5 protein-coding genes are annotated in these 5,246 nt (G+C 66.1%); 2 read left to right on the plus strand and 3 right to left on the minus strand.

Annotated elements, in window-relative coordinates:
- Positions 1–813 (minus strand): M24 family metallopeptidase (locus ACESMD_RS02510; protein ID WP_372610040.1); only part of this gene is annotated, 813 nt, incomplete at its 3' end.
- Between the two features lie 98 nt (positions 814–911).
- Here ACESMD_RS02510 and ACESMD_RS02515 point away from each other — a divergent pair.
- Positions 912–1,640: a YebC/PmpR family DNA-binding transcriptional regulator gene (locus ACESMD_RS02515; protein ID WP_372610042.1), complete on the plus strand. Its 729-nt coding sequence runs from the start codon at positions 912–914 to the stop codon at positions 1,638–1,640.
- 123 nt (positions 1,641–1,763) lie between these two features.
- On the opposite strand, the gene ACESMD_RS02520 is transcribed toward ACESMD_RS02515, so the two are convergent.
- Together ACESMD_RS02520 and dbpA are read right to left on the minus strand one after the other, a co-directional pair.
- Positions 1,764–2,666 (minus strand): PA4780 family RIO1-like protein kinase, encoded by a 903-nt coding sequence (locus ACESMD_RS02520; protein WP_372610044.1) that lies wholly within the window; start codon positions 2,664–2,666, stop codon positions 1,764–1,766.
- A gap of 18 nt (positions 2,667–2,684) precedes the next feature.
- Complete coding sequence (gene dbpA, locus ACESMD_RS02525) at positions 2,685–4,073, minus strand: ATP-dependent RNA helicase DbpA (RefSeq protein ID WP_372610046.1); 1,389 nt, start codon at positions 4,071–4,073, stop codon at positions 2,685–2,687.
- Between the two features lie 386 nt (positions 4,074–4,459).
- On the opposite strand from dbpA, the gene ACESMD_RS02530 reads away from it, so the two are divergent.
- The coding region (locus ACESMD_RS02530) for an FAD-dependent oxidoreductase (RefSeq protein ID WP_372610048.1) at positions 4,460–5,246 on the plus strand (787 nt) is incomplete at its 3' end.

Here is a 5,246-nt window from a genome sequence, read left to right on the forward strand (position 1 = left end):
CGGATGCGCGCGCCCGGCCACGGCAGTACGCATCATCGGCGCGGTATAGCGCTGGAAGGCCGAGCCGAACTCCAGGAACACCGGATCATCGGCCTCGATCACCCGGCGCTTGTGGTTGACGTGGATGATGCTGATGCGTCGCCCGCTGGTGACGATGGGCTGCAGGCTCATGAACTCGCTGCCCGCCGCCAGCAGGGCCCGACTGCCCTCCGCCGCCACCTCGTTGTCGGTGACACCTGGGGCGATGATCGCCTCGGCGGCGCGCAGGCCCCTGGCTGTGATCCGTGCACTCTCGCGCAGGCAATCGAGCTCGGCCGGTGTCTTGACGATGCGGATCCGATCGATCAGGTCCCCGCCATCATCCCGGAAGCGCGCGGCCCCCAGGCGGGCCTGAAGCTCGCGGATCACCCCGAAGCGCAAACCGGCGCCGTAGAGATCGATGCCGATGGTCCGAAACGGCGCCAGGGTCTCGGCCAGGGGGCCGATGACTTCGTCGATGCCCTCCCAGCGATAACCGATGATCTCGTCCACCGAGGCGGTGACCACCGCCGGGCCCGTCTCGATGGAAGGCGCCTGCAGCACCAGCCGGTCGAGGGAGACCACCAGGCAGGTAACCACCGAGACCTCGAAGGTGTGGTAGCCGGTCAGGTAGTAGATATCGGCGGGGTCTGTGAGAAGCAGGGCCTCGAACCCTGCCGCCTGCATGGCCTGGCGGACCCGCCCTCGCCGCATCTCTAACTCGGCGAGGGGAAAGGGCAGCTCGCTCTCGGCGAGGTGTTCGGCGAGGACATGACGATAGGCGTGATGATCCATGGGGCGAGGCTCCGGTGTGAACCTGAAATAAGGGCTGTTCCCTGGCGGTGCGGTTTCGTAGAATCCTGCCACATATTGCCAGCTGACAGGATAATGCTATGGGCAGGGCCTTCCAGAATCGCAAGGAATCCATGGCCAAGACGGCCGACGCCAAGACCAAGGTGTACAGCAAGTATGGTCGCGAGATCTACGTCTGCGCCAAGCAGGGGGGCACCGACCCGGCGGGAAACCTCTCCCTGCGCGGCCTGATCGAGCGTGCCAAGAAGGATCAGGTGCCCAGTCACGTGATCGACAAGGCGCTGGACAAGGCCAGTGGCGTGGGCGGCGAGGATTTCTCCGCGGCCCGCTACGAGGGCTTTGGTCCCGGCAATGCCATGGTCATCGTCGACTGCCTGACCGACAATCCCAATCGCACTTTCGGTGACGTACGCGGCTGTTTCACCAAGACCAAGAGCAAGATCGGCACCCCGGGCAGCGTCAGTCACATGTTCGACCATTGCGCCATCCTCGCCTTCCTGGGCGACGACGAGGAGGCCACCCTAGAGGCCTTGATGGAAGCCGACGTGGATGTCACCGACATCGAGAACGAGGACGGCCGGATCACCGTCTTTGCCCCCCACACCGACTATGCCAAGGCCAAGCAGGCACTGCTCGATGCCTTCGGTGAACTCGACTTCGAGGTCGACGAGATACAGTTCGTGCCCCAGGCCACGACCCCGATCGAAGGCGACGATGTGGCCATGTTCGAGAAGCTTATCGACACCTTGAACGACCTGGACGACGTGCAGAACGTCTTCCACAGCGCCGAGATCGCAAGCGAGGCGTGAGGCGCCGCACCCCTCCGGTTCTGTCCTGAAGACTGCGGCTCGTGACGACAGCGGCCGGCACTGTGGCCTGCAATATGGCCGGCCATGGCCACCCCGCTCATGGTGGGTTTCACTGGTTCTGCTTCAGCGGTCCCGCTGGGTTTCCCGCCACTCCTCGGCGGCTTCCTCGACCCCGGGCTCGGGGCCGCGGGAACGGGCGGCCTGACGCTCGGCTTCCTCGTCGCGGACATCCTCGATCACCGCCAGCAGGTCGTCGACTTCCACCCGCGAGGTGTCATGGGCGAAGCAGCCGGTCAGCTCGCTGTCCGGATGCAGGTCGCCGGATTCGTAGAGGGCCCAGATCTCCTTGCCATAGTCGGTGCCCAGCAGATCCGGAGCGAAACGCCCGAAGTAGCGCCGCAGGTTGTCCACGTCGCGCTCGAGCATCGCCTCCGCACTGTTGTTGCCGGCGGCATCCACCGCCTGAGGCAGATCGATGACCACCGGACCCCGGGGGTCGATCAGCACATTGAATTCGGAGAGATCGCCGTGGATGAGGCCGGCACAGAGCATCCGCACGACCTCCCGGACCAGCTGTGCGTGATAGTCCCGGGCCTGCTCGGCCGAGAGGGTGATCTCATCCAGGCGGGGAGCCACCTGGCCGTCCGCATCCTGGATCATTTCCATGAGCAGGACGCCATCGACGAAGCCATGGGGCTGGGGAACCCGCACGCCCGCCTGCGCCAGGCGATAGAGAGCATCGACCTCGGCATTGAGCCAGGCCTGCTCGTGTTCCTTCTGGCCATAGCGGGACTTCTTGGCCATCGCCCGGCCCTGGCGGCTGTTGCGTACCTTCCGGCCTTCCTGATACTGCACCGCCTGCTTGAAGCTGCGCTGCTTCGCCTCCTTGAAGACCTTGGCACAGCGCCGTTCATCGCCGCAGCGCACCACGAAGACCTGGGCTTCCTTCCCGCTCATCAACTGGCTGACGACTTCATCGATCATGCCGTCATCGATCAACGGTTGTAATCGTTTGGGTATCTTCATAGGTCCTTTGATGATCAATCAGCGTGAGACACGCCGGGCGCGAAACGAACGCCCCTTGAGTTTCCCCGCGCCCAGTTGATCCAGCGCGGCCGCCGCGACATCGCGTTGCACGGCAACATAGGCACTGCGTTCCAGCACCTTGATCCTGCCGACCTGATCACCGGCAATGCCGCCATCGCCTGTCAGGGCTCCAAGGATATCACCGGTGCGGACCTTCTGCTTCCTGCCGCCGTCGAGCTGGAGCGTGACCATGGCCGGCCGCAGGGGTCGGGTATCCAGGCCTCGGCCGGAGGGGAGCGGTTCCACCTCCAGGGTCTCGCCGAGCAACTCACCCAGTGCCTCGAGGCGGTAGCCTTCCGACTCACCCACCAGGGTGAATGCCTGACCTGAGCGCCCCGCCCGGCCGGTACGCCCGATGCGATGGACATGCGCCTCGAGCTCGCGAGCGATCCGGTAATTGAAGACCACATCCAGGGCATCGATATCCAGCCCCCGGGCCGCTACGTCGGTGGCCACCATGATCGAGACACTGCGATTGGTGAAGAGCTCGAGGATCCGGTCGCGGTCGCGCTGCTCGAGATCACCATTCAGGGCCAGGGCACTGAAGCCGGCGGCATCGAGGGCGTCGGCGATCTCCAGGGTCTCGCGCCGGGTATTGCAGAACACCACGCTGGACGGCGGGCGATGGTAACGCAACAGCAGGCACAGCGCCTCGAAGCGTGCCGCATCGTCCGTCACCCGGTGGAAATGCTGTTGGATGGTGGTCTCATCATGGACCTCGGTGGCCTCCACGGTCACCGGGTCACGCATCAGGGCATCGGCGACGGCACGAACACCCTCACGATAGGTGGCACTGAACAGCCATGTCTGTCGACCGGCCGGCGTCTCCTCGATGATCGCCTCGATGGCGGGCTGAAAGCCCATGTCGAGCATCCGATCTGCCTCGTCCAGCACCAGTGTAGTGAGCCCAGCAAGAACCAGCGAGCCCTTGCGCAAGTGGTCCTGTACCCGCCCCGGCGTGCCCACCACCAGATGGGCGCCGTGTTCCAGGGAGGCCAACTGGGGGCCGATCGGCACGCCGCCGCACAGGACCAGCACCTTGATGTTGGGCAGGGCTCGCGCCAGCCGACGAAGCTCGCCGGCCACCTGATCGGCCAGCTCGCGGGTCGGGCAGAGCACCAGCCCCTGCACCCGGGCGCTCGACGGCGTGAGCCGCGAGAGCAGCCCAAGGCCGAACGCTGCCGTCTTTCCCGAGCCAGTCATGGCCCGGGCGATCAGGTCCCGGCCGGCCAGCATCGGCGGCAGGCTCTCGGCCTGGATCGGCGTCATGGCATGATAGCCCAGGGAATCGAGGTTGGTCAGCAGTTCCGGTGCCAGCGGCAGGGTGGCGAAGGTGAAGTCTGGCAAGGTGTCGATCCTGAACGGGAGGCGCCAGCTACAAGGACGCGATATCGCCTTCGAGGCGGGCAAGGCATGGAGAGGAAGGCCGCACCATGGAGAGGAAGGCCGCACATGACGAAGCACTCCGGGTGCGCAGTATATCAGAACAGAACACGCCCGCGAATTCGCCCCAGGGTATCGGCGTCACGTACGCAGCCCGCCAGCCGTTGTGCCACCTCGCAGAGGACCCGTTCGCCCGCCGTCACGGCGAGCATTGACGCGGGCCGGATGGGCGTCCTCGCCGCAGGCCACCGGCGCGCCTGTCCTGAGTCAAGACGCCGCGCTTGCTCTGCGCTTGAGCCCCCCATGGTGTGCCATAGTGGATGAATGGACACCGACGGGAGGAGAGCCAGATGCAGGAACGTGAGGTCGATATCGCCATCATCGGGGCCGGCAGCGCCGGCGTGCGGGTCGGCACGGTCGAGGTGGATGGCCGGGCCGTCATGGAACGCGTCCAGCGCGAGCGTGACGGCTTCGTGGGGAGCGTACTGAAGACGGTGGAGCGCCTCGGCGAGGAGAACCGTCTCGAGGGCCATGCGCGCTTTGACGACCCGCACACCCTGATGGTCGGCGACCATACCCGCGTGTCGGCCCGCAACATCATCATCGCCACCGGCTCGCGCGGCACCTGGCCGGGCTTCTTCGAGGCGGCCGGCGACCGGCTGGTCGTCAACGACGCCGTCTTCGAGTGGGACGACCTGCCCGAGTCGGTCGCCGTGTTCGGCCCCGGCGTGCTCGGCCTGGAGCTCGGCCAGGCGCTGCACCGGCTAGGCGTGCGCCTGCGGGTCTTCGGCGTAGGCGGCGCCCTGGGGCCCTTCCAGGACGAGGCCGTGAGGGACTACGCCGACCGCACCTTCAACGAGGAGTTCTATGTCGACCCTGACGCCAAGGTGGAGCGCATCGAGCGCGACGGCGATGACGTGGTCTTCACCGACCCGCAGATAGCCACCATCGGCACCAGCCGTGCCGAGCTGTTCGGCCCGCGGGTGGAGCACATGGCGCACCTGCTGGCCTGGATGCTGGAGCAGAAGCTAAGTGTGAGCCGCATCCTCGAGATGCCCTTCTACCACCCGGTGCTCGAGGAAGGCCTGCGCAGCGCCCTGCATGACCTGAACGCCAGCCTGCGGCAGGGCCCGGCGA

The sequence above is a fragment of the Halomonas sp. genome (assembly GCF_041689495.1).
In the GTDB taxonomy this organism is placed as follows: Bacteria; Pseudomonadota; Gammaproteobacteria; order Pseudomonadales; family Halomonadaceae; genus Halomonas.

What these genes read in the sequence shown, in the direction of transcription:
- ACESMD_RS02520 (WP_372610044.1), bottom strand. Translation starts at nt 2,666, where the DNA reads ATGAAGATACCCAAACGATTACAACCGTTGATCGATGACGGCATGATC.
- ACESMD_RS02515 (WP_372610042.1), top strand. Translation starts at nt 912, where the DNA reads ATGGGCAGGGCCTTCCAGAATCGCAAGGAATCCATGGCCAAGACGGCC.